This window comes from Nonomuraea sp. NPDC047529, from assembly GCF_040642995.1.
Taxonomy (GTDB): Bacteria; Actinomycetota; Actinomycetes; order Streptosporangiales; family Streptosporangiaceae; genus Nonomuraea.
Window position 1 is genome coordinate 287,252 of record NZ_JBEYTJ010000002.1, and the last position, 24,304, is coordinate 311,555.

At 71.4% G+C, this 24,304-nt stretch carries 30 protein-coding genes; 14 read left to right on the top strand and 16 right to left on the bottom strand.

What is annotated here, in order from left to right:
* Positions 1-24: 24 nt before the first annotated feature.
* From era to ABZ815_RS04965, 8 genes are all read right to left on the bottom strand, one after another.
* Entirely contained in the window at positions 25-942 is a 918-nt protein-coding gene (gene era, locus ABZ815_RS04930) for a GTPase Era (protein ID WP_357694076.1), read from the bottom strand.
* A gap of 9 nt (positions 943-951) precedes the next feature.
* Positions 952-1,422, bottom strand: coding sequence for an NUDIX domain-containing protein (locus tag ABZ815_RS04935; RefSeq protein WP_357694647.1), 471 nt, complete (start codon positions 1,420-1,422; stop codon positions 952-954).
* Positions 1,423-1,429: 7 nt separating this feature from the next.
* On the bottom strand, positions 1,430-1,756 hold the full coding sequence (locus ABZ815_RS04940) for a cytidine deaminase (RefSeq protein ID WP_357694649.1): 327 nt from the start codon (positions 1,754-1,756) through the stop codon (positions 1,430-1,432).
* A gap of 1 nt (position 1,757) precedes the next feature.
* The gene (locus ABZ815_RS04945) at positions 1,758-2,393 is read right to left on the bottom strand and encodes a hypothetical protein (RefSeq protein ID WP_357694078.1); all 636 of its coding nucleotides are present in this window, start codon (positions 2,391-2,393) and stop codon (positions 1,758-1,760) included.
* Positions 2,394-2,700: 307 nt separating this feature from the next.
* Positions 2,701-3,996 (bottom strand): hemolysin family protein, encoded by a 1,296-nt coding sequence (locus ABZ815_RS04950; protein WP_357694081.1) that lies wholly within the window; start codon positions 3,994-3,996, stop codon positions 2,701-2,703.
* Positions 3,993-4,469, bottom strand: coding sequence for an rRNA maturation RNase YbeY (gene ybeY / locus ABZ815_RS04955; RefSeq protein WP_357694083.1), 477 nt, complete (start codon positions 4,467-4,469; stop codon positions 3,993-3,995). The genes ABZ815_RS04950 and ybeY overlap by 4 nt, the downstream gene beginning before the upstream one ends.
* On the bottom strand, positions 4,466-5,503 hold the full coding sequence (locus ABZ815_RS04960) for a PhoH family protein (RefSeq protein WP_357694085.1): 1,038 nt from the start codon (positions 5,501-5,503) through the stop codon (positions 4,466-4,468). The genes ybeY and ABZ815_RS04960 overlap by 4 nt, the downstream gene beginning before the upstream one ends.
* 90 nt (positions 5,504-5,593) lie before the next feature.
* Positions 5,594-5,938, bottom strand: coding sequence for a histidine triad nucleotide-binding protein (locus ABZ815_RS04965; RefSeq protein ID WP_357694087.1), 345 nt, complete (start codon positions 5,936-5,938; stop codon positions 5,594-5,596).
* 312 nt (positions 5,939-6,250) lie between these two features.
* Here ABZ815_RS04965 and ABZ815_RS04970 point away from each other — a divergent pair, with 312 nt between their 5' ends.
* Positions 6,251-6,730, top strand: a complete 480-nt coding sequence (locus ABZ815_RS04970) for a SigE family RNA polymerase sigma factor (protein WP_113704031.1) — start codon at positions 6,251-6,253, stop codon at positions 6,728-6,730.
* A complete protein-coding gene (locus ABZ815_RS04975; RefSeq protein ID WP_357694090.1) occupies positions 6,727-7,377 on the top strand; it encodes a hypothetical protein in 651 nt (216 codons plus the stop codon). The genes ABZ815_RS04970 and ABZ815_RS04975 overlap by 4 nt, the downstream gene beginning before the upstream one ends.
* Positions 7,378-7,386: 9 nt before the next feature.
* On the opposite strand, the gene ABZ815_RS04980 is transcribed toward ABZ815_RS04975, so the two are convergent.
* Genes ABZ815_RS04980 through hrcA form a run of 3 tightly spaced genes read right to left on the bottom strand, consistent with a single transcriptional unit; the run spans position 7,387 to position 10,289 of the window.
* The gene (locus ABZ815_RS04980) at positions 7,387-8,112 is read right to left on the bottom strand and encodes a 16S rRNA (uracil(1498)-N(3))-methyltransferase (protein ID WP_357694092.1); all 726 of its coding nucleotides are present in this window, start codon (positions 8,110-8,112) and stop codon (positions 7,387-7,389) included.
* Positions 8,113-8,121: 9 nt separating this feature from the next.
* On the bottom strand, positions 8,122-9,264 hold the full coding sequence (dnaJ, locus tag ABZ815_RS04985; RefSeq protein ID WP_357694095.1) for a molecular chaperone DnaJ: 1,143 nt from the start codon (positions 9,262-9,264) through the stop codon (positions 8,122-8,124).
* Between the two features lie 11 nt (positions 9,265-9,275).
* Positions 9,276-10,289: a heat-inducible transcriptional repressor HrcA gene (gene hrcA / locus ABZ815_RS04990; protein ID WP_357694098.1), complete on the bottom strand. Its 1,014-nt coding sequence runs from the start codon at positions 10,287-10,289 to the stop codon at positions 9,276-9,278.
* Positions 10,290-10,445: 156 nt separating this feature from the next.
* On the opposite strand from hrcA, the gene ABZ815_RS04995 reads away from it, so the two are divergent.
* The 3 genes from ABZ815_RS04995 to ABZ815_RS05005 are packed head-to-tail and all read left to right on the top strand — an operon-like array spanning position 10,446 to position 12,633.
* A complete protein-coding gene (locus ABZ815_RS04995) occupies positions 10,446-11,207 on the top strand; it encodes a hypothetical protein (RefSeq protein WP_357694100.1) in 762 nt (253 codons plus the stop codon).
* A 17-nt stretch (positions 11,208-11,224) separates the two neighbouring features.
* A complete protein-coding gene (locus ABZ815_RS05000; protein ID WP_357694102.1) occupies positions 11,225-12,034 on the top strand; it encodes a DUF3097 domain-containing protein in 810 nt (269 codons plus the stop codon).
* Positions 12,031-12,633 carry a DUF4870 domain-containing protein gene (locus tag ABZ815_RS05005; RefSeq protein WP_357694104.1) on the top strand — a complete coding sequence of 201 codons (603 nt, stop codon included), beginning with the start codon at positions 12,031-12,033 and terminating at the stop codon, positions 12,631-12,633. The genes ABZ815_RS05000 and ABZ815_RS05005 overlap by 4 nt, the downstream gene beginning before the upstream one ends.
* Here ABZ815_RS05005 and hemW read toward each other — a convergent pair.
* The gene (gene hemW, locus ABZ815_RS05010) at positions 12,626-13,843 is read right to left on the bottom strand and encodes a radical SAM family heme chaperone HemW (RefSeq protein WP_357694106.1); all 1,218 of its coding nucleotides are present in this window, start codon (positions 13,841-13,843) and stop codon (positions 12,626-12,628) included. The two genes, ABZ815_RS05005 and hemW, sit on opposite strands and share 8 nt — an antisense overlap.
* Before the next feature lie 55 nt (positions 13,844-13,898).
* On the opposite strand from hemW, the gene ABZ815_RS05015 reads away from it, so the two are divergent.
* Positions 13,899-14,885 (top strand): styrene monooxygenase/indole monooxygenase family protein, encoded by a 987-nt coding sequence (locus ABZ815_RS05015; protein ID WP_357694108.1) that lies wholly within the window; start codon positions 13,899-13,901, stop codon positions 14,883-14,885.
* Between the two features lie 75 nt (positions 14,886-14,960).
* The gene (locus ABZ815_RS05020; RefSeq protein WP_357694110.1) at positions 14,961-16,205 is read left to right on the top strand and encodes a glycoside hydrolase family 18 protein; all 1,245 of its coding nucleotides are present in this window, start codon (positions 14,961-14,963) and stop codon (positions 16,203-16,205) included.
* A 26-nt stretch (positions 16,206-16,231) separates the two neighbouring features.
* Here the strand turns inward: ABZ815_RS05020 and ABZ815_RS05025 are convergent, their stop codons facing one another.
* Complete coding sequence (locus tag ABZ815_RS05025; protein ID WP_357694112.1) at positions 16,232-16,864, bottom strand: MOSC domain-containing protein; 633 nt, start codon at positions 16,862-16,864, stop codon at positions 16,232-16,234.
* A gap of 54 nt (positions 16,865-16,918) precedes the next feature.
* Positions 16,919-17,251, bottom strand: a complete 333-nt coding sequence (locus ABZ815_RS05030; protein WP_357694114.1) for a hypothetical protein — start codon at positions 17,249-17,251, stop codon at positions 16,919-16,921.
* Positions 17,252-17,486: 235 nt separating this feature from the next.
* Here ABZ815_RS05030 and ccmA point away from each other — a divergent pair, with 235 nt between their 5' ends.
* The 3 genes from ccmA to ABZ815_RS05045 are packed head-to-tail and all read left to right on the top strand — an operon-like array spanning position 17,487 to position 19,725.
* Complete coding sequence (gene ccmA / locus ABZ815_RS05035) at positions 17,487-18,110, top strand: heme ABC exporter ATP-binding protein CcmA (RefSeq protein WP_357694115.1); 624 nt, start codon at positions 17,487-17,489, stop codon at positions 18,108-18,110.
* A complete protein-coding gene (locus tag ABZ815_RS05040) occupies positions 18,107-18,229 on the top strand; it encodes a hypothetical protein (protein WP_357694117.1) in 123 nt (40 codons plus the stop codon). Before ccmA ends, ABZ815_RS05040 begins: the two co-directional genes overlap by 4 nt.
* The gene (locus tag ABZ815_RS05045) at positions 18,226-19,725 is read left to right on the top strand and encodes a DUF6297 family protein (RefSeq protein ID WP_357694119.1); all 1,500 of its coding nucleotides are present in this window, start codon (positions 18,226-18,228) and stop codon (positions 19,723-19,725) included. The genes ABZ815_RS05040 and ABZ815_RS05045 overlap by 4 nt, the downstream gene beginning before the upstream one ends.
* A gap of 4 nt (positions 19,726-19,729) precedes the next feature.
* On the opposite strand, the gene ABZ815_RS05050 is transcribed toward ABZ815_RS05045, so the two are convergent.
* Positions 19,730-20,221 carry a GNAT family N-acetyltransferase gene (locus ABZ815_RS05050; RefSeq protein ID WP_357694121.1) on the bottom strand — a complete coding sequence of 164 codons (492 nt, stop codon included), beginning with the start codon at positions 20,219-20,221 and terminating at the stop codon, positions 19,730-19,732.
* 67 nt (positions 20,222-20,288) lie between these two features.
* Between ABZ815_RS05050 and ABZ815_RS05055 the strand changes: the two genes are divergently transcribed.
* Both ABZ815_RS05055 and ABZ815_RS05060 read left to right on the top strand, forming a co-directional pair.
* Positions 20,289-20,582 (top strand): hypothetical protein, encoded by a 294-nt coding sequence (locus tag ABZ815_RS05055; protein ID WP_357694123.1) that lies wholly within the window; start codon positions 20,289-20,291, stop codon positions 20,580-20,582.
* A complete protein-coding gene (locus ABZ815_RS05060) occupies positions 20,579-20,995 on the top strand; it encodes an acyl-CoA thioesterase (RefSeq protein ID WP_357694125.1) in 417 nt (138 codons plus the stop codon). The genes ABZ815_RS05055 and ABZ815_RS05060 overlap by 4 nt, the downstream gene beginning before the upstream one ends.
* A gap of 3 nt (positions 20,996-20,998) precedes the next feature.
* Here ABZ815_RS05060 and lepA read toward each other — a convergent pair whose 3' ends face one another.
* Positions 20,999-22,831, bottom strand: a complete 1,833-nt coding sequence (lepA, locus tag ABZ815_RS05065) for a translation elongation factor 4 (RefSeq protein WP_357694127.1) — start codon at positions 22,829-22,831, stop codon at positions 20,999-21,001.
* Positions 22,832-22,886: 55 nt separating this feature from the next.
* Between lepA and ABZ815_RS05070 the strand changes: the two genes are divergently transcribed.
* Both ABZ815_RS05070 and rpsT read left to right on the top strand, forming a co-directional pair.
* A complete protein-coding gene (locus ABZ815_RS05070; protein ID WP_357694129.1) occupies positions 22,887-23,876 on the top strand; it encodes a hypothetical protein in 990 nt (329 codons plus the stop codon).
* A 131-nt stretch (positions 23,877-24,007) separates the two neighbouring features.
* Positions 24,008-24,277 (top strand): 30S ribosomal protein S20, encoded by a 270-nt coding sequence (gene rpsT, locus ABZ815_RS05075; RefSeq protein WP_352352450.1) that lies wholly within the window; start codon positions 24,008-24,010, stop codon positions 24,275-24,277.
* Positions 24,278-24,304 lie beyond the last annotated feature (27 nt).

Here is a 24,304-nt window from a genome sequence, read left to right on the forward strand (position 1 = left end):
CCAGCCCGCTCGGGCGCCGTCGGGTCAGTCGAAGAAGCCGAGCCGGCGAAGCTGCTTGGGGTCGCGCTGCCAGTCTTTGGCCACGCTGATCCGCAGGTCGAGGTAGACCCGCGTGCCGAGCAGCGCCTCGATCTGCTTGCGGGCCTTGGTGCCCACGTCGCGCAGCCGCTCGCCCTTGTGCCCGATGACGATGGCCTTCTGGGAGGGCCGCTCGACGAACATGTGGGCGTAGATGTCGAGCAGGTCCTCGCGCCCCTCGCGGGGCAACATCTCGTCGACGACCACGGCGATCGAGTGCGGCAGCTCGTCGCGGACGCCCTCCAGGGCCGCCTCCCTGATCAGCTCGCCCACCATCACCTGCTCGGGCTCGTCGGTGAGCTGCCCGCCCTCGTAGAGCGGCGGCGACTCGGGCAGGTGCTCGATCAGCACGTCGCCCAGGACGTCGAGCTGCTCGCCCGACTGCGCCGACACCGGCACGACCGCCGCGAACTCGGCCACCTGCGACACCGCGAGCAGCTGCTCGGCGATCTGCTGCCGGCTCGCCAGGTCGCACTTGGTCACCACGGCGACCACGGGCGTCTTCTTCACCGCCGCCAGCTTGTCGGCGATGAACCGGTCGCCCTTGCCGATGGGCTCGTTGGCCGGCACGCAGAAGCCGATCACGTCGACCTCGGTGAGCGTGGACAGCACCAGGCTGTCCAGCCGCTCGCCGAGGAGCGTGCGCGGCCGGTGCAGGCCCGGCGTGTCCACGATGACGATCTGGGCGTCGGGGCGGTGCACGATGCCCCTGATGACCCGTCTGGTCGTCTGCGGCTTGGACGAGGTGATCGCCACCTTGGCGCCGACCAGGGCGTTCATCAACGTGGACTTGCCGACGTTCGGCCTTCCCACGAAGCAGGCGAATCCGGCGCGATGGTTGTCTGGCGAAGTCACATTGTGCATTGTCGCTTATCAGCCGCCGTGTTCACGCCACCAGGCGAACGCGTCGGGCAGCGCCAGGGGCGTCCAGGCCGTCGTCGTCAGGCCGTCGACCTCATGCTCGGCCACCCATCGGTAGTCGGTGATCTCGTCCCCGTCGGGGACGGGCGTGCCGGAGGCGAGGGTGCAGGCGTACATGGCGATGACGTACGCCACCTCGTGGCCGTTGGGGTAGACCGTGCGGTACTCGGGGCCGCCGAAGACGCCGACCAGCCCGCGCACCTCGACCTCGATGGCCAGCTCTTCGCGCAGCTCCCTGACCACCGCCTCCTCGGGCCGCTCGCCGGGGTCGACGCCGCCGCCGGGGGTGGCCCACAGGCCGTCGTCGCCGTGCCTGGCCATCAGCACCCGCCCGGCGCGGTCGAACACGCACCCGTTGACCGACGGCAGCATGAGCAGGTCGTTGCCGATCTTGGCCCGCAGCCGGGCCAGGAACGGCGTCATGCCCACGTCAGGACCTCAGCGTGCCGTCGGGGCCGGCCACGAGCAGGGCCTTGACGCCCAGCTCCGACGCGACCGCCTCGTCGGCCGGGGACGGCTCGCCCGCCGTCACCAGCGCGACCGCCTCCAGCGACCGCGCGCCGCTGGAGACCGCCATGGCCACCGCGACCTGCACGGCCGACAGCCTCAGCGACGACAGCGCGACGTCGGTCGCCGAGTACGTGCGGCCGGTCTCGTCGCGCACGGCGGCGCCCTCGGCGGCCTCGTTGCGCGCCCTGGCCGCCCGCGCCAAGGTGATGATCTTGCTGTCTTCAGGATCGAGAGTCACGAGGACCAGGTTAGGCCGTGGACATCGAAAGCACGGCGGCGACCAGCTTCCTCGTCCGGTCCCGGTCCACGTCGGTGATGCCCGCGTGCACGACCGACACCAGTGTGTCGCCGGTCCGGGACAGCACGACGTCCAGGGCGTACGGGTAGCCGTTCAGCCGTCCGCGCAGCCGCGTCCCGGCGGCCTCGTCCCCGGAGCGGGCGGCGTCGCCCAGGTCCAGCCTGCGGGCCCGCAGGTCGGTGCCGCCCGCCGTGCGGATCTCCCGGCACGACTCCAGGGCGTCGCTCAGCGCGTCGAAGCGCGCCTCGGCCTCCTCGCCCGCGTACCGGGCCAGGCCGACGGCCGCGCGCTCCCCCAGGCCGTCCCCCTGGTAGCTGACCGCCGCCTGGCCGGTGAGCCCCTCCTGCGGCGCGTGCCCGGCCGCCGCGTCGAGTGCGGACCTGCACCTCTGGTCCACCCGGCCGAACGGCACCCGCCACGCCTGATCGGGCCGTTGCGCGAAGCCGTCCGGCAGGCTCGGCCGCCTGTTGAGCACGTCGCGGAGCTGGGCCATGGCGTGGGCGTCGACGACGGTCTCCGCGCCGCCTCCCGCGCAGCCCGCCAGGGTCGCGGCCAGCAGCCCGTACACGATGATCCCCGGTTTCATGATTCCCCCTGGACCGCAGCCTCCCCAGGCGACGAATGCGGCAATCTCCCCAGCGTCTCCACCAAACGCAAAAAGGGTGCCCCCGCCTGGTTTTCAGACGAGAACACCCTTTACGCCGATCGACGCCCTGGCCGGCTAGCCGGCCGGAACGCCATCGTCCCCCCAGGAGCGTCCTCCCGCCGCGAACCCCACCCGGCGTTCGGACGCTTCCTCGTGACACCCACCGCACCGGGTGTCAGGGATGAGACTGCCGGACCTCACTTGCAGAAGACTTGTAGAACGCTTGCGACATCTCCCTGCAAAGCGGTCACTCCCGTTCGGCTCCGGCCTGGACGTCGTCCTCCTCGGACGGCGCGACCCTGCGGACGACGACGGTGCTGATGCGGTTGCGCCGCCCGGCCAGGCTCTCGGCCGTCAGCTCCAGCCCGGCCACCTCGGCCTGCGACCCGGCGATCGGCACCCGGCCGAGCGCGTGGGCCAGCAGGCCGCCGACGGTCTCGACGTCGTCGACCTCGAGCTCGGTGTCGAACAGCTCGCCGAGCTCGTCGACCGGCATGCGGGCGGTCACCCGTATGGCGCCGTCGTGCATGGTCTCCACGCGCGGGGCCTCCTGGTCGTACTCGTCGGTGATCTCGCCGACGATCTCCTCCAGGACGTCCTCGATGGTGACCAGGCCGGCGGTGCCGCCGTACTCGTCGATGACGATCGCCATGTGGATCTGCCGGGCCTGCATCTCCCGCATGAGCTCGTCGATGGGCTTGCTCTCCGGCACGTACGCGGCCGGCCGCATGATCGACTCGACGGTCTCCTTGCCGCCGCCCTCACCCGACTCGTGGATCTTGCGGGCGATGTCCTTGAGGTAGGCGATGCCGATGACGTCGTCCTCGTTCTCGCCCACGACCGGGATGCGGGAGAAGCCGCTGCGCAGCGCGAGCGACAGCGCCTGGCTGATCGTCTTGCCGCGCTCGATGTAGACCATGTCGGTGCGCGGCACCATGACCTCGCGGACCAGCGTGTCGCCCAGCTCGAAGACCGAGTGGATCATCTCGCGCTCGTCCGGCTCGATCACCCGGCGCTCCTCGGCCAGGTCGACCAGGTCACGCAGCTCGGCCTCCGACGTGAACGGGCCGTCGCGGAAGCCCTTGCCGGGGGTCAGGGCGTTGCCGAGCAGGATGAGCAGCTTGGGCAGCGGGCCGAAGATGCGGGTCAGGCCGTAGACGATCGGCGCCCCGGCCAGCGCGACCGGCTCGGCGTGCTGACGCCCCAGCGTGCGGGGCATGACGCCGACGACGACGTAGCTGACCACGATCATCACCGCCGCGGCGGCCACGTACGCCCAGCCCTGGTCGTGCATGAGGTCGATGAACAGCAGCGTCGCGATGACCGTGGCCACCAGCTCGCAGCTCAGGCGCAGCAGCAGGAGGAGGTTGAGGTAGCGGGGCGGGTCGGTGACGATGGCCTGGAGCCGTTCGGCCCCGCGCCGGCCCTCACGTGCGAACTCCTCCGCGCGCACCCTGGAGATGCGCGTCAGTGCCGTCTCCGCACTGGCGATCAGGCCACCGATGATCACAAGGGCGATGGCCCACAGCAACCAGGCGTTCACCGCGAGTCGCGCACCTCCTGCCAGGACTCGAGCAGCCGAGCCTGGAGCCCGAACATCTCCTTGTGCTCCTCGGGCTCGGCGTGGTCGTAGCCGAGCAGGTGCAGGATGCCGTGGGTGCACAGCAGCTCCAGCTCGGCCTGGGCGCTGTGGCCGGCCTCCTTGGCCTGCCGGTCGGCGACCTGCGGGCAGAGCACCACGTCGCCGAGCAGCGCCGGGTCGGCCGGGCTCTCGCCGTCGCCGCGCGCGCCGCCGCCGGGACGCAGCTCGTCCATCGGGAAGGCCAGCACGTCGGTCGGGCCCGGCTCGCCCATCCACTTCTCGTGCAGCTCGGCCATGGCGTCTTCGTCGACCACCACGATGGACAGCTCGGCGAGCGGGTTGATGCCCATCTCGCCGAGCACGTGGGTGGCCAGCGCGACGAGGTTCTCCTCGTCGACGCCGACGCCGGACTCGTTGTTGATCTCGATGCTCACGGGCGTCGCTTCCCCCGGTGGATGGCCTTCGGCTCCTGCGTGGCCTGGGTGGCGTCGTAGCGCCCGTAGGCGTCGACGATCTCGCTGACCAGCTTGTGGCGCACCACGTCGGCGCTGGACAGACGGGCGAAATGGATGTCGGGGATGCCCTCCAGGATCTCCTGGACGACCCGCAGCCCGCTCACCGTGCCCGAGGGCAGGTCGACCTGGGTAACGTCGCCCGTGACCACGATCTTGGAGTTGAACCCCAGCCGGGTCAGGAACATCTTCATCTGCTCGGCCGAGGAGTTCTGGGCCTCGTCGAGGATGATGAAGGCGTCGTTGAGAGTACGGCCCCGCATGTACGCCAGCGGCGCGACCTCGATCGTGCCCGCGGCCATCAGCTTCGGGATCGAGTCGGGGTCGACCATGTCGTGCAGCGCGTCGTAGAGCGGCCGCAGGTAGGGGTCGATCTTCTCGTAGAGGGTGCCGGGCAGGAAGCCGAGCCGCTCGCCCGCCTCGACCGCCGGCCTGGTCAGGATGATGCGGTTGACCCGCTTCTCCTGCAGCGCGCGCACGGCCTTGGCCATCGCCAGGTACGTCTTGCCGGTGCCCGCGGGCCCGATGCCGAACACGATCGTGTGCTGGTCGATCGCGTCGACGTACCGCTTCTGGTTGACGGTCTTCGGCCGGATCGTGCGGCCTCGGGAGGACAGGATGTCGAGCGAGAGGACCTCGGCCGGACGGTCGGAGGTCATGCGCAGCATCGCGATGCTCCGCTCGACGGCGTCGGGCGTGAGCTCGCCGCCGCTGCGCAGCACTTCGACCAGCTCCTCGAACAGGCGCACGACCGCGCCGCTCTCGTCGGGGCTGCCGGTGACGGTGATCTCGTTGCCCCGCACGTGGATGTCGGCCCTGAAGGCGCCCTCGATCACGCGAAGCAGCTCGTCACGGGAGCCGAGGAGGCTGACCATCGGGTATTCGTCCGGAATCAGCACCTTGGCTTGAGTGCGCGAGGGAGGTGCCGTGCGTCGGGATTCATGTAGTTCGGACATGGGCAGGCCAGCGGCCTGATGCCTCCCGGTCTGTTCGGTGTTCTTCTCCGCCCATCGTATCCGGCACCAGGCTGATTGCTCGCGTCAATATCAGCCGGGCGGCCACGTGAGGTCACGCCCTCCGAGAACATGGGCGTGCACGTGGAAGACGGTCTGGCCGGCGCCGGGGCCGGTGTTGAAGACGACCCGGTAGCCGCGCTCGGCCACCCCCTCCTGGACGGCGACCGCATGGGCGGCCTTCAGCACGTCGTCGGCGAGCCCGTCGTCGGCGGCGGCCAGCGACGCCGCGTCGGGGTGATGCGCCCGCGGGATGACCAGCACGTGGGTCGGGGCCTGCGGATTGATGTCGCGGAACGCCAGCGCCCTGGCGTTCTCGTAGACGACGTCGGCCGGAATTTCCTTGGCCACGATTTTGCAGAAGAGACAGTCGCTCACAGCAGTACCCTATCGAGAGCGACCGTTCGGCAGTCCGTTGCGAATCGGTAATCCGTGGTGTCGTGCGCCGGAAGATCCGCGCAGTTAGGGTGAGTGTGCGACACTTCGGAGCAAAAAAGTTGATTCAGGGTCGGGCGAGCGCCACCTGGCGAGGAACACGACTGGGTAATGCACCCTAAGGAACCGGGGAAACCTTCAGAACCGGAAGAGAGTAAACCCTCTGGGAAGGCCGCGCGTCCCACTGATGTGACCACCGAAACCCTTCTGGCCGACAGGTCGTTGGGGGCGGTGCCGGTCGGGTGGGATGCCGACATGGCCGTGACCGCGCTCTACAGCGCGCATTTCCGGTCATTGGTGCGTCTCGCGGTGTTGCTGGTGCGTGACATGGCAACCGCCGAGGAAGTCGTGCAGGACGCGTTCGTCGCCATTCACGGCGCCTGGCGCAGACTGCGTGATCCCGACAAGGCACTCGCCTACCTGCGTCAGTCTGTCGTCAACCGGTCCCGTTCCGTGCTGCGTCACCGCGCGGTCGTCGAGAAGTACGCACCCAAGGGCCTGCCCGACGCCCCGAGCGCCGAGAACGGCGCGATCGGCGAGCTGGAACGCTCCGCCGTCATCGAGGCGTTACGCGCCCTGCCGACCCGACAGAGAGAAGCACTGGTTCTGCGTTATTACGGAGATCTGTCCGAAGCTGAGATCGCCCATGCCATGGGAATCAGCAAGGGCGCGGTCAAGAGCCACACCGCACGTGGCATGGCCGCATTGCGATCCGTTCTGGAGAAGATGTCATGACCCAGCCCCCCGACGAGTACGGCGACGTCCTGCGCCGTGCGCTCCGCGCGGAGGCGGACGCGGTCGTGCCCTCGCCGGAGGGACTGCAGATCATCCGCGCCCGCATCGAGCGGCGCGGCGTCCGTAACCTGTTCTGGTGGCGTGCGGGCGCGGCAGCGATCAGCGCCGTGCTGGTGGCGGGGACGATCGTGATGGTCGTTCCCGGGCTGCGCTCCCAGATCTTCGAGGCGCCCATCGAGCCGGTGGACAACTCGACCACCACCCCCGGCAACTCCTCGACCAGGCTCTCCACGCCGCCCAGGCGCGACAGCCACAGCGCCGAGCCGCCGCCCGTCGTGGTCGTGCCGCCGAGCCACAGCGAGACCCATAGGCCCTCGGAGACGGCCAGGTCGACCCGGCAGCCCTCGCCGTCGCCGACACCGTCCTCGACGCCCTGCCCGACCGGCGACCCCGCGGGCGACCCGACCGGCGAGCAGGACTGCCCCGAGGTCACGCCGACGCCCACACCGACCTCGCCGGAGTCGCCGGAGTCGATCGGCACGCCGACGACGTGCACCGCCGACGAGTGCCCGCCGGACGACCTGCCGACGGCCGCCCCGAGCGACCTGAGCAGCCCGCTCGTGGGCGTGCCGCACACCACTCCCTGAGCCGCGGGCCTACCAGCGCCCGGTACGCGCGAGCAGCACGGCCGCCGCCGCCACCCCCGCCGTGGAGGTGCGCAGCACGGTGGGCCCGAGCAGCACGGGCACCGCCTTGGCCGCGACGAACCTGCGCAGTTCCTCCTCCGAGACCCCGCCCTCGGGCCCCACGACCACCACGATGTCGCCGCCGGGCGGCAGCGCCACCTGCGACAGCGGCTCTACGGCCTCCTCGTGCAGCACGAGCCCCAGCGCCGCGTCGGCCAGCAGCCCTTCGACCTGCGCGGTGGAGGCCTGCTCGGCCACCTCGGGCAGGTGGAACCGGCGCGCCTGCTTGCCCGCCTCGCGGGCCGTGGAACGCCACCGGCCCAGCGCCTTGGCGACCTTGTCGCCCTTCCACTGCGTGATGCTGCGCGAGGCGGCCCAGGGCACGATCACGTCGACCCCCACCTCGGTCATCATCTCGACGGCCAGCTCGCCTCTGTCGCCCTTGGGCAGCCCCTGGACGACGACCAGCCGCCGCGCGGGCGGCTCGACGGTGTAGCGGGCGAGCACGTCGAGCGCGAGCGCGTCCTTGAACACCTCGCGCACCACGCACTCGGCGACGTCGCCCGCGCCGTTGGTCAGGTCGACCCGCTCACCGGCGCGCAGACGCCGCACGGAGGCCGCGTGCCGCCCCTCAGGGCCGTCGAGCGTCAGCTCGGAGCCGTTGAGGTCCTCGGCGAGGAACACGGGGACGGTCACGGGTGATCGTCACCTGCCGTTGAAGGCGTCACGCAGGCGGGAGAAAAAACCCTGCTGCCCCGGGGCGAACTTCCCCGGCGGCCGCTCCTCGCCGCGCAGCCTGGACAGCTCGCGCAGCAGGTCCTCCTGCGGCTGGTCGAGCCGCATCGGGGTCTCGACGTTGACGTGGATGAGCAGGTCGCCCCTGCCGGACTCGTTGAGCCGCTGCACGCCGCGCCCGTACATGGTGATGACCTGGCCGGACTGGGTGCCGGGGCGCACGTCGATCTCCTCGGAGCCGTCGAGCGTCTCCACGGCGAGGATCGTGCCGAGCGCGGCGGCCGTCATCGGGATCTGGACCGTGCAGTGGAGGTCGTCGCCGCGCCGCTCGAAGATCTCGTGGGGGCGCTCGACGATCTCCAGGAAGAGGTCTCCGGGCGGGCCGCCGCCGGGGCCGACCTCGCCCTCGCCGGCGAGCTGGATGTGAGTGCCGTCCTCGACGCCCGCGGGGATGCGGACCTTGATCGTGCGGCGGGTGCGCACCCGGCCGTCGCCCGAGCACTCCTGGCAGGGGTGGCGGATGATGCTGCCGAAACCGCCGCACTGGGGGCACGGCCGCGAGGTCATGACCTGGCCCAGGAACGAGCGGGTGACCTGGGAGATCTCGCCGCGCCCGTTGCACATGTCACAGGCGTCGGGGTGGGTGCCGGGGGCGGCGCCGGCGCCGTGGCACACCTCGCACAGCACGGCGGTGTCCACGACCAGCTCGCGGGTGGTGCCGAACGCGGTCTCGCGCAGGTCGAGCTCGACCCGGATGGTGGCGTTGCGGCCCCTCCTGGCGCGCGAGCGCGGCCCGCGGGTGCCGCCAGCGGTGCCGAAGAAGGCGTCCATGATGTCACTGAAGGGGAAACCCGCCCCGAAGCCGCCGGCGCCCGCGCCCGCACCCGCGCCGCCGCCGAAGGGGTCGCCGCCCAGGTCGTACATCTGGCGCTTGTTCGGGTCGGACAGCACCTCGTAGGCCTGCGTGATCTCCTTGAACCGCTCCTGGGTCTCAGGATCGGGGTTCACGTCGGGGTGCAGCTCGCGGGCGAGGCGGCGGTATGCCTTCTTGATCTCGTCCTGACTGGCGTCACGGCGCACCCCGAGGGTGGCGTAGTAGTCGCTGTTTGCCACTTATCGACCTCTTAAGATGCAGCCAGGATCTGGCTGACGTAGCGTGCCACCGCGCGTACGGCGCCCATCGTCACGGGGTAGTCCATCCTCGTGGGACCCAGCACGCCGAGCCGGGCCAGTTGGTTGTCGCCAGAACCGTATCCGGTTGCGACGATGGACGTGCCGCGAAGGTAGGGGTTTTCCGAGCCGATGCGCACGGTGAGCGCGGACGGGGTGTCTGTGGATGTCTCGCCGAGCAACCGCATGAGCACGACCTGCTCCTCCAGCGCCTCCAGCACGTCGCGCAGGCCGGTGGCGAAGTCGGCGCCCGCGAGATTGGCCGCGCCGGCGAACACGATCTTCTCGTCGTGGCGTTCGACGAGGGTTTCGAGCAGCACCGACAGGATCGTGGCCACGGCGGGCCGGTCCTCGGCGGGGAGCCGCTCGGGCAGGTCGGCGACCAGCTCGGGGACGTTGCTCAGCCCGCAGCCGTCGAGGCAGGAGTTGAGCACCGCGCGCAGGTGGGCGATGCGGTCGTCCTCCACCACCTCGGGCAGCTCGATCACGCGCTGCTCCACGCGCCCGGTGTTGGTGATCAGCACGAGCATGACCCGCCGGTCGTTGAGCGGGACCAGCTCGACGTGCCTGACCGTGGAACGGGTCAGCGTCGGGTACTGCACGACCGCGACCTGCCTGGTGAGCTGCGCGAGCAGCCGCACGGTGCGGAAGACCACGTCGTCGAGGTCGACCGCGCCGGCGAGGAAGGTCTCGATCGCCCGCCGCTCGGCCCCCGACAGGGGTTTGACCTGCGACAGCCGGTCGACGAACAGGCGGTAGCCCTTGTCCGTCGGCACGCGGCCCGCGCTGGTGTGCGGCTGGGTGATGTAGCCGTCCTCCTCCAGAGCGGCCATGTCGTTCCTGACCGTTGCCGGGGAGACCTTCAGGTTGTGGCGCTCGGCCAGCGCCTTTGAGCCCACCGGTTCGTTGGTGGACACGTAGTCTTCGACAATGGCGCGGAGCACCGCCAGCTTCCGATCGTCGAGCACGTGCTCACCTCCTGCCTGTGCCTTACAGGGAAACGACAGGTCTAGCACTCCGTGTTCCCGAGTGCCAAGTGTACGGCTCTCGCCCACAAGGTGCGATAACACCGGGTCCCATCCTGTTGCTAGCGACTTACAAGCGACAGGCCTCACACTTGCCGCATGACCGACAATTCCCAGCCCCCGCAGTACGGACCGCCCCAGGGGCAGGGTCCCTACTACGGTCAGCAGCCCCAGTACGCCCAGCCCCAGCCCCCGCAGTACGGCCAGCCCCCCTACCAGCAGCAGCAGCCCCAGTTCGGCCCCCCGCCCCAGTACGGCCAGTACAACCAGTACGGCCAGCAGCCCCAGTTCCCGGCCAGGATCGACGGCAAGGCGATCAAGCCACGCCTGTGGTGGATCGCGGTCGTGTGGGCCGTGGCCGTGGTGCTGGGCGTCGTCGGCGTGGTCGTGTTCGCCGGCGGCGTGCTGAGCAGCGTGACCGACATGGCCCCGACGACCACGTTCGCGTCGGGCGAAAGCGTGAAGGTGGCGATCGACCCCGCCCAGCGCCCGGCCGTGTACATCGCCACCGACACGCGGGTCAACTACCAGTGCGAGATCTCCGGCGGCCCGGCCCAGGCCAGGCTCGTCAAGGTCTCCGGCACCCAGACGCTCACCGCCGGCGGGAAGACCTGGCAGGAGATCCTCGCCGTCAACGCCCCCGCCAAGGGCGACTACCAGCTGACCTGCGCCACGCAGGAGGAGTCGTCGGCCCGCTTCGGCGTGGGCCGTGACGTGCTCTCGGCCGCGGGCGGCGTGTTCGGCGGCGTGGCCGCGCTGTTCCTGATCCCCGGCGCCGGCCTGCTCATCGGCATCATCGGCACGATCGTCATCCTCGTACGGCGCAGCGGCGCGCGTAAGCGCCTTGCGGTCAGCGGGTGATTTGCTACGGTCCCCGTGTGTACGAGGGTGATGTGCTGGCGGGCAATTGGCGGCGGCCGGGCAAGGGCAAGATCCCGAAGGTGCCGGCCGAACTCGACCTGGTCGTGGAGGACGCCGACAGCGGCTTCTGCGGCGCCGTGGTGGCCTGCGACAAGGAGGCCGTCACCCTTGAGGACCGGTTCGGCAAGCGCCGCCTGTTCCCGCTGGCGCCGGCCGCCTTCCTCCTGGAGGGCAGGCCCGTGACGCTGGTGCGCCCGGTGGCCGCGGCCCCGGCCGGGCCCAGGCGCAGCGCGTCCGGGTCCATCGCCGTGGAGGGGCTGCGGGCCCGGGTCGCCAAGGAGAGCCGGATCTACGTCGAGGGCGTGCACGACGCCGCGCTCGTGGAGAAGATCTGGGGCCACGACCTGCGCGTCGAAGGGGTCGTGGTGGAGTACCTGGAGGGCGTGGACGACCTGCCCGCCATCGTGGCCGAGTTCGCCCCCGAGCCGGGCCGCAGGCTGGGCGTGCTGGTCGACCACCTGGTGCCGGGGTCGAAGGAGAGCCGGATCGCGGCCCGGGTCACCTCGCCGCACGTGCTCGTCGTAGGCCATCCGTTCATCGACATCTGGCAGGCGGTCAAGCCGTCCGTGTTGCGCATCCCCGGCTGGCCCGACGTGCCGCGCGGGGTGCCGTGGAAGGAGGGCGTGCTCGCCGCGCTGGGCTGGCGCATGGAGCCAGCGGACGCCTGGCGGCGCATTCTGGGCGCCGTCTCGTCCTACGCCGACCTTGAGCCGGAGCTGCTCGGCCGGGTCGAGGAACTGATCGACTTCGTTACGGAGGCATCATGACCCAGGATCCGCCGCCCGCCGACGACTCCCCGGACGTCCCGCCCTCGGACGTACCCCGTGACCAGGGCCCCCGGCTCGGCTACGGCCAGCAGCCGGGCTCCCAGCCCGACTACGGGCGGCAGCCGCCCGGCCAGAGCGGCCCGCAGCCCGGCCCCATGCCGACGCCGCCCCGCTACGTGCCCCCGCCGCCCGGCTACGGCCAGCCCCCCGGCTACGGCGCCCAGCAAGGGTACGGCCGGCCCGCCGAGCCGTACGTGCCCGGCCGGTTCGGCCCGCGCCGCGGCAGCGACGACACCACGATGGCGATGCTCGCCCACCTGCTGGGCCTGCTGGTCTCGTGGGTCGGCCCGCTGATCATCTACCTGATGAAGAAGGACGAGTCCCCCTACGTCAGGGACCAGGCGGCCGAGGCGCTGAACTTCCAGATCACGATGTTCATCGGCTACCTGGTCGCGGGCGTGCTGACGGTCGTGCTGGTCGGCCTGCTGCTGTTCCCGATCGTGTGGATCGTGTCGCTGATCTTCCACATCCAGGCGGCCGTCGCCACCAACCGGGGCGAGAACTACCGCTACCCGTTCGCCATCCGCCTCATCACATGAGCTCGGTGATCAGGGCGTCGGCCAGCAGCCTCCCCTTGAGGGTGAGCACCATCCGGCCCGCCCTGAACGGCTCGGGCTCCAGCAGCCCGCGCGCCAGCGCGCTCGCCACGGACGTGCGCGCCCCGGGGGCCACCTCGGCGAGCGGATAGCCCGAGATCAGCCGCAGCTCCAGCATCAGGCGCTCGGCGGCCCGGTCGGCCTCGGTGAGCACCTCGCGCGCGTGCGCGGGCGAGGTGCCCGCCGCCAGGCGCTGGGCGTAGGCGGCCGGGTGCTTGACGTTCCACCAGCGGGTGCCCCCGACGTGGCTGTGGGCGCCGGGGCCGGCGGCCCACCAGTCGCCGCCGGTCCAGTAGAGCAGGTTGTGCCGGCAGCGGGCCTGCTCGGAGGTCGCCCAGTTGGACACCTCGTACCAGCTGAAACCGGCCTCGGCCAGCATCTCGTCGGCGATCAGGTAGCGGTCGGCGGCCACGTCGTCGTCGGGCATCGGCAGCTCGCCGCGCCGGATTCTGGCCGCCAGCCTGGTGCCCTCCTCCACGATCAGCGAGTACGCCGACACGTGGTCGGGCCCGGCCTCGATCGCGGCGGCCAGCGAGGCCCGCCAGTCGTCGTCGGACTCCCCCGGCGTGCTGTAGATCAGGTCGAGGTTGACGTGCTCGAACCCGGCCTCCCGCGCCTCCCGCACGGCCCGCGCCGGGCGGCCCGGCGTGTGGGTGCGGTCGAGCACCTGGAGCACGTGCTCGCGGGCGCTCTGCATGCCGAAGCTCACCCGGTTGAAGCCGCCCTGACGCAGCTTGTCGAGGTAGGCGGGGTCGACGGACTCGGGGTTGGCCTCGGTGGTGACCTCCGCCCCCGGCCGCAGCCCGAACTCGGCGTCGATCGCGGCCAGGACGCGCGCCAGGTCCTCCGGAGGCAGCAGCGTGGGCGTGCCGCCGCCGAAGAACACCGTCTCCACCGGCAGCTCGGCGTCGCCCAGCACGCGGCGGGCCAGACGCACCTCCGCCACGACCGTGTCGGCGTAGTCGCGATGGGAGGCACCGGGCCCTAGCTCGGAGGCCGTGTAGGTGTTGAAATCGCAGTAGCCGCAGCGGGTCACGCAGAAGGGCACGTGCACGTAGAAGCCGAACGGGCGCTCGCCGAGTCCGCGCAGCGCGCTGTCGGGCAGCTCGCCGGAGGCGGGCGCCGGGTCGCCGTCGGGCAGGGTGGATGGCACGTCATCCAGTGTGCCTGCTCACGGGGGTGCTCCGAGCCATCGAAGGAGGCGGCACATGACGGGCGTCGGAATCGTGGGCGCCGGGATCTCCGGGCTGACGCTGGCGCTGCGGCTGCAGCAGCTCGGCGTCCCGACCACGCTCTACAGCGAGGGCGACGCGGAGGACCTGGGACGCGGGCGGCTGCCGAACACCGTGGGCAGGATGGCCCGCGCGCAGGCCCGCGAGCGGGAGCTGGGCAGCCTGCACTTCCTCGACCCGGGCTGCCTGCTGACCGCCGGCAGGCTCTCGATCAAGGGGGATCCGCCGCTGGAGTTCACGGCCCGCGTGGCCGAGCCGTTCCACGCGGTCGACTTCCGGGTGCTGCTGCCGGCGCTCATGGACGACTACACGAGCAGGGGCGGCCACCTGGTCGTCGATCCCCTCCAGCCGGACGCGGGCCAGGTCGACCGCTGGTCGCGCGGGCACGAGCTGATGGTGGTGGCCACCGGGAGGCGTTCGGTGCGCGAGTTGTTCCCGCGCGATCCGGCGCGGTCCCCGTACCTGGCGCCGCAGCGGGTCCTGGCGGCCGGGCTGTTCCGCGGGTTCGATCCGGGCCCGGCCTTCGGGTTCAACATCTCGCCCGGCTGCGGCGAGATCCTGAGCATGGCGATGATGACGCGGGCCGGCGTGCGCGGCGGCGTCCTGGTCGAGGCGATCCCGGGCGGTCCGCTCGAAGTGCTGGCCCGGGTGCCCGTCCACGAGTTCGCCGAGGCGCTGCTCGCCCCTGCCTCCCGAGCCGATCGTGGCCGAGGCCGTCGCGGCGGGCGGGCCGTACGACGCGGCGTTCGCGCGGGAGGTGACCCGGCGCATGTGGGTGGCGGCCGGGCCGGTCACCGCGTGGACGAACGCCTTCCTGCGCCCTCCGGCGGAGCACGTCCTCGCGCTGCTCAGGGCCGCCTCGACCAGGCAGGACGTGGCCGAGCTGGTGCTGTCGCTGTTCGGCGACCCGGCCCGCGCGTGGGAGCTGCTGTCGAGCGCCGAGGAGGTCGCGCTCGTCGTTGACGGCGAGGGGTGACGGTTCTACGATCGCGTCAACTTATAGGAAAGTTTCCTATAAGTTCACCCCCAGGAGCGCCCGTGAAGAAGATCGTCCTCGCACTCTCGCTCTTACTCGGGCTGACGGCGGTCTCCGTGCCCGCCGAGGCCCACTCCGGATTCAAGCGGGTCGCCTACTTCATCCAGTGGGGCGTGTACGGGCGCAACTACCACGTCAAGGACGTGGACGCCACCGGCGCCGCCGCCAAGCTCACCCACCTCAACTACGCCTTCGGCTTCGTCAACGCCGAGGGCTCCTGCTACTCGGCCGACCCGTGGGCCGACTGGCAGCGCCCGGTGCCGGCCGAGCAGAGCGTGGACGGCGTCGCCGACCAGCCCGGCCAGGCGCTCAACGGCAACCTCAACCAGCTCCGCAAGCTCAAGGCCAAGCATCGCGGCCTCAAGGTGCTGATGTCGCTCGGCGGCTGGACCGGCTCCAAGTACTTCTCCGACGCCGTGCTCACCCCCGAGTCCCGGGCCGCGCTGGCGCGCTCGTGCGTCGACCTGTGGCTGCGCGGCAACCTGCCCGGCCTGGAGCCGGGCGCGGGCGCCGGCGTGTTCGACGGCATCGACCTGGACTGGGAGTGGCCCGGCTCGGCGGGCAACGACGGGAACGTGATCAGGCCCGAGGACAAGCGGAACTTCACGCTCTTCGTCGAGGAGCTGCGCGCCCAGCTCCGGGCCTTCTCCGCGACCTCCCAGCTCACGGCCTTCCTCCCGGCCGCCGCCGCCAAGATCGACGCCGGGTTCGAGGTGCGCCGCGTGTTCCGGTCGCTCGACTTCGCCACCGTCCAGGGGTACGACCTGCACGGCACGTGGGAGTCGCGGACCGGGCACAACGGGAACCTGTTCAACGACCGGCGCGACCCCAACCCCGTCAGGTACAGCGTGGACCAGACCGTGCGCGACTACCTGTCGCGCGGCGCGCCCGGGCGCAAGATCGTCGTGGGCGTGCCCGCGTACGGGCAGGGCTGGACCGGCGTGACCGGCGGCGGCGACGGCCTCTACCAGCCCGCGACCGGACCGGCCGCCGGCAAGTGGGGGGCGGGCAGCGAGGACTACAAGGACCTGGCGGCCAAGCCGGGCAAGCGTTACCGCGACCTGCGCACCGGCGCGATGTGGCTGTACGACGGCAACGAGTTCTGGTCCTACGACGACCCGGCGTCGCTGCTGGAGAAGGCGGCCTACATCCGGCTCAAGGGGCTGGGCGGCTCGATGATGTGGTCGATCGACCAGGACGACGCCCGCGCCTCCCTCACCTCGGCCCTGTACTCAGTCCTGCGCTGACGCGCCGGGCCGGGTGGGCGGCCTCCTCAGTCGCCCGCCCGGCCTGTTCGGGCGGCCAGCTCGTCCCATTCGGGGGCGTGGCCGGGGACCGCGAGCACGCGGGCGAGCGCGTCGGCGTCGCCGTGGCGGGCGCGGAAGACGTCGGCCACCGTCATCCCGGTCTCCGGGCGCGAGACGATCTCCACCTCGTCGCCGGCGCCCAGCTCGCCCAGCTCCACCACGGCCAGGTACGCACCCGGCCGCGCGGCTTGCGTGAAGCGCTTGAGCCAGCCCGGTTCGTCCATCCAGTTGCGGAACACCACGCAGGGCGTACGCGGGCCGGTCACCTCCAGCAGGGCGCTGCCGACGCGCCACCGCTCGCCCACGAGGGCGCCGTTGACGTCGAGGCCGTCGGTGGTCAGGTTCTCCCCGAAACGGCCGTCGCGCAGGTCGCGGCCCAGCTCGCCCTGCCACCAGTCGTAGTCCTCGCGGGCGTAGGCGTAGACGGCATGGCTGGGGGCGCCGTGGTTGGGCGTGTCGGCCCGCTCGTCGCCCGCGAGCCCGTTGTGCAGCACCTCCACCCGGTGGGTCACGGCTCGCTTGTCGATCGCCGTACGGCCGAGCTTGCCGGCCCATTCCGCGTCGAACGACTTCCCGACGTTCACGGAGAGGATGCGCATGCCGCGACCGTAGCGGACAGATCGAGGTGTTCTGCACTGTTTTTTCCGCTTTTCTCAGCCCTTGTAGGGAGAAAGGCGGACATTGTCACCGTCGGGCGACATCTGGCCGAGCTGGGAGTCGGCGTCGAGCTCGGCCAGTTGTAACAGGGTCTCCAGCGCCGCCTGCCTGGTCTCCTCGACCGAGCCGCCGCGTTCGCCGAAACACTCGGCCGCGACGTCGAGCAGCGCCGCCACGACGGCCGCGTCGGGATAGGGCACGTCCACCACCACCCTGCCGTCGCCGCCCACCTCGGCGGGTCTCAGGTGAAGCCGCAGCAGCCGCCGCGTCTCCTCCGCCACGGCCACCCCCAGCACAGCGGCACGCTCGAATCGCTCAGAAGCAATCACGTCACCCTCCAGTAGCACTGGTGTTCGGGAACAGCAAAGGTAGCGACCACCACCGACAGAATCGGCTCTTCCGCCCTGGAGGGGCTCTGGAAGGGGGCCGGAGAGGCCCGTGTCTCTTCCTCGGGGCAGCCCGCTCTTCTTCCCTGAGGATGCCTGCCGGAGGCCGGCGGCCGAGGGGCGGGATCGGGCGGAGGGCGGTCACGCGGGAGGCCGGGTCGGTGGCTACGCTCGAACGGTGAGCGGTCTGATCATCGATGTCGCGGGACTTTCGGTCGAGCTCGGAGGCAATCCGGTGCTCCGGGGCCTGGAACTGGCCGTCGAGCCGGGTGAGATCGTGGCGGTCGTGGGGCCCAACGGTTCGGGCAAGTCCACGCTGCTGCGCTGCCTGGCCGGCCTCCAGCCCGCCACCTCCGGCGAGGTACGCGTGTTCGGGGCCGAACCGGCCGACGACGCGTCCTTCTGGCGCCGGGTGGCGCTGCTCGGCGACGAGCCCGCCTGGTACCCGGGGCTGACGGCGCGCGAGCACCTGGAGCTCATGGGGGCCGTGCACGCCGAGGCGCGCATGACGGTGGAGTCGGCGCTGGAGGAGTTCGCGCTGACCGAACGGGCCGACGCGCCGCCGCTCAACCTGTCCACCGGCCAGCGCCAGCGCCTCTGCCTGGCCGCCACGCTGCTCAGGCCCAGCACGCTGCTGCTGCTCGACGAGCCCGAACGCGGCCTCGACGCCGGCTTCCGCGTCCGGCTCGCCCAACTCCTCGAAGAGTACGCGGACGAGGGCGGCACCGTGGTGATGGCCACCCACGACCAGACCCTCGCCGACGTCGCCCGCCGCGTCTCCCCCGCCGGAGTGCCCGCATGAGCCGTCCCGACCCCAGCCCCACCGCCGAGCCGCCACGCAAGGCGGACGGACGGTTCTCCCAGGACGGACGGTTCTCCCAGCGGGCCGGCGCAGTGCGGCGGAAGGCGAGCGGGCGGTGAGTGCGCATGAGGTGAGTGTGCGGTCGGTGCGGGCGTTCGTCCGGGCGCGCGGCCGTGCTCGCGGCGGTCTGGTCGATCGCTACGTCAGCCTGTTCGGCCTGTGCATGCTGGTCGCCGTCCTCGGGCAGCCGCTGTCCTCGGCGGTGTCGGGCCTTTCCGGGACGGTCGAGCCCGGGCGGATGGGCGCGGGGGTCGCCCTGGTGCTGCTGGCGTTCGCGGGCTTGCTGGCCGTGGCACGGGTGGCTGGGCCGGTGATGGTGCCCGCGGCGGAGGCGTCCTGGCTGCTGATGTCGCCGTTGAACCGGCGCCGGCTGCTCGGGCGGACCGGGCGGGTGCTCATGGTCGTCGCGCTGGTGGCCGGGCTGCTGCTCGGGCTGGGGCTGCTCGCGGCGCTCGGCGCGCCCGGCGCGCTGGTGTGGCGGCTGCTCGCCGCGCTGGCGCTGGCCACGGCGGCGAGCGTGGCGGGCATGGCGCTGGCGGTGCTCGCCCAAGCGTCCCCGGTCTGGAACGCCTGGCTGACCGGCGTCCTGGCCGCGCTCCTCGTGCTGGCCGTGGTCGCCGTCAGCGGCCAGGCCCGTACGGCCCTCGCGGCCGCCGCGAACGCGCCCCTGCCCGCGCCGGCCGCCACGGCGTCGGCCATGGCCGCGATCGCCGCCGTCCTGGCCCGCCGGGCCTGGGGTTCGCTGGCCGCCATCCCCACCCGCCTGCTGCTGACCGCCTCCACCCGGGCCGGGCACGTCACCAACGCCGCCGTCACCCTCGACCCCGGCGCGCTGAGCTGGATCGCCGAGGACAACCACTGGCGGGCCAGGAAGCTCACCTCGCGGCGGTGGCCGGGGCTGCCCGCGCCGCTCGCGCTGGCCTGGCAGGACTGGGTGCGGCTCGGCCGTCGGCCCTGGCGGCTGGCGGCCACGGCCGCGAGCGCGGCGTTGCCCGCCGTGTTCGCCCAGGCGGGTGCCGCTCCGGCGGTTCTCGGGCTGGTCGTGCTGGGCGGGGCGCTGGCGGTGGCGGCGTCCGGCACGTCCGGCGCGCGCAGGGACGCCGACAACCCCGCCCTGGCCCGGCTGACCGGCGTGGGCCGGCGTCCGGCGCTGGCGGCGCGAGCCCTCCTGCCCGCGCTGGTGGGCGGTACCTGGGCGGGCCTGGCCTTGGCCGGTGTCGCGGTGGTCGGCGGCCTTCCGTCCGGTATGTGGTGGTTCGCTCTGCCGGCGGCTCCCGCACTCGCGGCCGGTGCGCTGCGGATGGCCAGGAGGGGGCCGGTCGACCATTCGATGCCGGTCATCGACACCCCCGGCGGCGCCGTCCCGACCGGGCCGCTGTTGTGGGCGGCGACGGGCGCCGACCTGGCGCTGCTCGGCTGCCTGCCCGCGGTGGTCGCGCTGGCCACCGGGCCGGCCGCACCGGGCGGGTTCCTGGCGGCCCAGGCACTGACGGGCCTGGCGGCCCTGGCGGGCGTCCTGCTGAGGTCCCGCCCTGACGGGGGCCCTCGGGCCTGAGTGGTCAGGCGACGTAGAGGTCGCTCGGCACGCCTCCGTACCGGATCGTGCGTTCCCTATGCAGGCCCGCCTTCTCCGCCACCCGGCGGGACGGCTCGTTGCCGTCCCCGATCAGGGCCACCACGGTGCCCAGGTCGCGCCCGACGCGCAGGGCCGCCCTGGCGAGCTCGACCGCGTACCCGTTGCCCCAGACCGTGGGGCGGAACCGGTAGTAGAGGTGGAGCACGTCCTCGCCCTCCAGGGTCGCGTGCCGCAGGCCGCCGATGCCCAGCACCCGCGCGCGCTCCGGCAGGCGGGCGGCCCAGTAGCCGATCCCCCGCTCGGCCCAGTCGGCCAGCCACAGGTCCAGCATGGCCCGGCTGGCCTCCAGGTCCACGGGGGGCCCGGCGGAGCTGTAGACGTTCGTCCGCGGGTCGGCGTGGATCTCGTGCACGGCTTCGAGGTCCTCCAGGCGTACCCGGGAGAGGACCATACGTTCCGTACGTACCAATTCCATCCTTTCAGGGTAGCCGCTTCCATCGCTAAGCTATCGGCACCGATCGAACAGCGATGAGGAGCGCCCGATGGACATCGCCCGCGTGCAGGCCTCCCTGCGTCTGATGGCGCGCGGCCTGGAGGAGCTGGCCGCCGCGCTCGGCGACGAGGAGGCGGGCGAGGCCGAGCGTACGGCCCGGGTCATCGCGGAGTGGGGCCGCCGCGGCCTCACCCAGAAGGAGGCGTCGGCGCTGTTCCAGCGGCACGGCTTCGCCCCCCAGACCACGGGCGGCTGGGCCCGCGGCGACTGGGTGGAGCTCGGCGACGACGGCCTGCGCTACCTCACCGCCAAGTCGCACGCCTGGCTGGAGGAACGATCATGACCTTCTCGGTACGCATCGCCGTACGCGGCTACGAGCTCGACACCCAGGGCCACCTCAACAACGTGGCCTACCACCAGTACGGCGACCACGCCCGCTGGGAGTGCCTGCGCGCGGCCGGCATCTCGATCGACGACCTGCGGGAGGCCGGCGTCGGCCCGGTGACGCTGGAGAGCACCATCCGCTTCCACCGCGAGCTGCGTGCCGGCGACGAGGTCGAGGTGACGTGCGCGTTCGAGTGGGGCGAGGGGAGGACGTTCAGGATCAGGCAGGAGTTCAGGGGCGCGGACGGCGAGCCGGCCGCCGAGCTGACCGGAGTGGGCGGGCTGATGGACCTGCGGGCCCGCCGGCTGCTCCCCGACCCGGGAAATCGCCGGCGGGCGCTCGCGCGAACGCCCGCCGTGATGGGCCTGTAGCGGCTACTTCTTGGTCTTGTCGGCGCCGGAGGAGTCGGTGGACAGCGCGGCGACGAACGCCTCCTGGGGCACCTCGACGCGGCCGACCATCTTCATCCGCTTCTTGCCTTCCTTCTGCTTCTCCAGCAGCTTGCGCTTACGGGAGATGTCACCGCCGTAGCACTTGGCCAGGACGTCCTTGCGGATGGCCCGGATGTTCTCGCGGGCGATGACCCGGGCGCCGATGGCGGCCTGGATCGGCACCTCGAACTGCTGCCGCGGGATGAGCTCGCGCAGCTTCTTGGCCATGTCGACGCCGTAGGAGTAGGCCTTGTCCTTGTGGACGATCGCGCTGAAGGCGTCGACGGCCTCGCCCTGCAGCAGGATGTCCACCTTGACCAGCTCGGCCTCCTGCTCGCCGGCGGGCTCGTAGTCGAGCGAGGCGTAGCCGCGGGTGCGCGACTTGAGCTGGTCGAAGAAGTCGAAGATGATCTCGCCGAGCGGCAGCGTGTAGCGGATCTCGACGCGGTCCTCGGACAGGTAGTCCATGCCGAGGAGCTGGCCGCGCCGCCCCTGGCAGATCTCCATGATCGCGCCGATGAACTCGGCGGGCGCCAGGATGGTGGACTTGGTGACCGGCTCGAAGACCTGCGCGATCTTGCCGCCCGTGGGGAACTCGGACGGGTTGGTGACCGTGAGCTCCTTACCGTCCTCCATGACCACGCGGTAGACCACGTTGGGCGCGGTGGAGATCAGTGACAGGCCGAACTCGCGCTCCAGGCGCTCGCGCACGATCTCCATGTGCAGCAGGCCGAGGAAGCCGACGCGGAAGCCGAAGCCCAGCGCGGCCGAGGTCTCCGGCTCGTAGACCAGCGCGGCGTCGTTGAGCTGGAGCTTGTCGAGCGCCTCGCGCAGCTCGGGGTACTCGTCGCCGTCGATCGGGTAGAGCCCGGAGAACACCATCGGCTTGGGGTGCTCGTAGCCGGCCAGCATCTCCTTGGCGGGCTTGACCGACGAGGTGACGGTGTCGCCGACGCGCGACTGGCGCACGTCCTTCACGCCGGTGATGAGGTAGCCCACCTCGCCGACGCCCAGGCCGCGGTCGGAGGGCTTGGGCTCGGGCGAGATGACGCCGATCTCCAGCGTCTCGTGCGTGGCGTTGGTGGACATCATGAGGATGCGCTCGCGCTTGCTCAGATGGCCGTCGATGACCCGGACGTACGTCACGACGCCGCGGTAGGTGTCGTAGACGGAGTCGAAGATGAGCGCCCGCGCGGCGGCGGCGGCCTGGCCCACGGGCGCGGGGACGGTCTGCACCACGTGGTCGAGCAGCTCGCGCACGCCCACGCCGGTCTTGCCCGACACCTTGAGCACGTCGGACGGGTCGCAGCCGATCAGGCCGGCCAGCTCCTCGGCGAACTTCTCCGGCTGCGCGGCGGGCAGGTCGATCTTGTTGAGGACCGGGATGATGTGCAGGTCGGCGTTCATGGCCAGGTAGAGGTTGGCCAGGGTCTGCGCCTCGATGCCCTGCGCGGCGTCGACCAGCAGGATCGCGCCCTCGCACGCCTGCAACGACCGGGACACCTCGTAGGTGAAGTCGACGTGCCCGGGGGTGTCGATCATGTTGAGGACGTGGCCGTCCCAGGGCAGCCGCACGGCCTGCGACTTGATCGTGATGCCGCGTTCGCGCTCGATGTCCATCCTGTCGAGGTATTGCGCGCGCATGGAGCGTTCGTCGACCACGCCGGTGATCTGCAGCATCCGGTCGGCAAGGGTCGACTTGCCATGGTCGATGTGCGCGATGATGCAGAAGTTGCGGATCAACGCGGGGTCGGTCTGGCCAGGCTGAGTGCGCACCGAAGTCCGTTTCGACAGGGTTGAGGTCAAGCGTCTTTCATGGTGACATGCCCGGGTGATTACCCGGACCGTCATCCGCCGTGGCCTGCGCCTGGTCGCGCTGGCCTCGGCCGTCGTGGTGGCGCTGGCCGGCCTCCTCGCCGGCGCGCTCCTCCTTCAGTTTACCGGTGCCCCGGCGGCCTGGGCGAAGAGCACCGGCAACGACGCACTCTGGCTCGGCCACGCCTGGGTCGACGGTCGCCGCACGGAGCGGGACGTGGAGCAATTGGCCGTACGCCTGCGCACCACCGGCATCAAGGACGTGTATGTACATTCCGGCCCGTTTGAATGGGACGGCCGCCTCGACCCCGCCAAGCACCCCAAGTCCGCGGATTTCGTGACCTGGATGCACCGGCACCTGCCGGGCGTGCGTGTCTCCGCCTGGCTGGGCCAGAGCGTCAAGAACGGCCTCGACCTCGACGACGCCTCGTCCCGCGCGAACGTCCTGGCCGGCGTGGCCGACATCATGAAGGCGGGCTACGACGGCATCCACTACAACTTCGAGCCCATCGGCGACGGCGACGCCGAGTTCCTCGACCTGCTGGAGCGGACGAGGGCCTACACGAGGCTGCTGTCCACCTCCACCCCGCAGATCGAGCCCTATCCCCTCATGCGCCCGGCGGGCAGGCTCGTCCTGGGCCACGACAAATACTGGTCGCAGGGCTACTTCCAGGAGGTCGTGAACCGGGTGGACCAGGTCGCGATCATGACGTACGACTCGGGCGCCCCCACGCAGTCCCTCTACGGCGGCTATGTGGCCAGGCAGGCCGCGCTCGCCCTGCACCTCGTCCCCGACGACAAGTCCCTGGTCATCGGCGCCCCCGCCTACCACGACCACGGCCTGCCCTGGCTGGACGCCGCCGAGAGCGTGGCGACGGCCGCCGAGGGCGCGAGTCTGGCCCTGTCCGAGCACGGCCGCCGCGAACGCTTCGGCCTGGCCCTGTACGTCGACTTCGCCGCCACCGAAGAGGACTGGAAGGAGTACATGACCCGCTGGCTGGCCTAAACTGAGAACACCCGGGGCGTTGATTTGAGCAGCCACCTGGGTTATTGGTACCCTGTTCACTTGCGTGTGGCGCGCCCTCTCATCGAGCCCGCGCGCCCCATCCATCCTTAGACTTTCACCGAGGCTTCTTCGTGGCGAACATCAAGTCCCAGATCAAGCGCAACAAGCAGAACGAGAAGGCCCGTCTGCGCAACAAGGCGGTCAAGTCCTCTCTGAAGACGGCCGTCCGCAAGTTCCGCGAGGCCGCCGAGCAGGGCGACGTCGAGCAGGCCGCGGCGCTGCAGCGCGTCGCCGCCCGCCAGCTCGACAAGGCCGTCAGCAAGGGCGTCATCCACAAGAACCAGGCCGCCAACCGCAAGTCGGCGATCGCCAAGCAGGCCGCCTCCCTGGCTGCCAAGTAGGCACCGCCGCCGGGCCACAGTCCGGCG

Coding starts and splice junctions, on each gene's coding strand:
- ABZ815_RS05025 (WP_357694112.1), bottom strand. CDS start 16,864: ATGCGCATCCTCTCCGTGAACGTCGGGAAGTCGTTCGACGCGGAATGG.
- ABZ815_RS04960 (WP_357694085.1), bottom strand. CDS start 5,503: ATGTCCGAACTACATGAATCCCGACGCACGGCACCTCCCTCGCGCACT.
- ABZ815_RS05055 (WP_357694123.1), top strand. CDS start 20,289: ATGGACATCGCCCGCGTGCAGGCCTCCCTGCGTCTGATGGCGCGCGGC.
- era (WP_357694076.1), bottom strand. CDS start 942: ATGCACAATGTGACTTCGCCAGACAACCATCGCGCCGGATTCGCCTGC.
- ABZ815_RS04995 (WP_357694100.1), top strand. CDS start 10,446: ATGACCGACAATTCCCAGCCCCCGCAGTACGGACCGCCCCAGGGGCAG.
- ABZ815_RS05015 (WP_357694108.1), top strand. CDS start 13,899: ATGACGGGCGTCGGAATCGTGGGCGCCGGGATCTCCGGGCTGACGCTG.
- ABZ815_RS04975 (WP_357694090.1), top strand. CDS start 6,727: ATGACCCAGCCCCCCGACGAGTACGGCGACGTCCTGCGCCGTGCGCTC.
- ABZ815_RS05050 (WP_357694121.1), bottom strand. CDS start 20,221: ATGGAATTGGTACGTACGGAACGTATGGTCCTCTCCCGGGTACGCCTG.
- ABZ815_RS05005 (WP_357694104.1), top strand. CDS start 12,031: ATGACCCAGGATCCGCCGCCCGCCGACGACTCCCCGGACGTCCCGCCC.
- ABZ815_RS05060 (WP_357694125.1), top strand. CDS start 20,579: ATGACCTTCTCGGTACGCATCGCCGTACGCGGCTACGAGCTCGACACC.
- ABZ815_RS04970 (WP_113704031.1), top strand. CDS start 6,251: ATGGCCGTGACCGCGCTCTACAGCGCGCATTTCCGGTCATTGGTGCGT.
- ABZ815_RS04935 (WP_357694647.1), bottom strand. CDS start 1,422: ATGACGCCGTTCCTGGCCCGGCTGCGGGCCAAGATCGGCAACGACCTG.
- ABZ815_RS04945 (WP_357694078.1), bottom strand. CDS start 2,393: ATGAAACCGGGGATCATCGTGTACGGGCTGCTGGCCGCGACCCTGGCG.
- ABZ815_RS05040 (WP_357694117.1), top strand. CDS start 18,107: ATGAGCCGTCCCGACCCCAGCCCCACCGCCGAGCCGCCACGCAAGGCG.